Source organism: Telluria sp. AZSoR62 (assembly GCF_058111565.1).
Map to the genome: position 1 here is coordinate 1 of NZ_JBYTST010000388.1, position 260 is coordinate 260.

Consider the following 260-nt stretch of genomic DNA (forward strand, 5'->3'; position numbering starts at 1 on the left):
TGGAGGAGGCGTTGCTCCGAACATTTCCGAAGATGACGCCTGATAAAACCGGGTTTCGATACCGGACATGCGAACTGCCTCAAGAAGCCGAATTGTGCCAACGCCCGTAGTGTCGGCCGTGTGCTCCGGTTCGTCAAAAGAAACACGCACGTGCGACTGTGCAGCGAGATTATAGACCTCGTCTGGCTTGATCTCCATCAGAAGTGTTACGAGTCGTGCACCATCACTCAAGTCGCCGTAGTGAAGGAAGAGCTTCGCCT

At 54.2% G+C, this 260-nt stretch carries 1 protein-coding gene; it reads right to left on the reverse strand.

Annotation, left to right across the window (positions count from 1 at the left end; all coding sequences use genetic code 11):
* A partial coding sequence (locus tag AC3XQU_RS24190; RefSeq protein WP_489876664.1) for a GDP-mannose 4,6-dehydratase occupies positions 1-260 on the reverse strand: 260 nt, incomplete at both ends.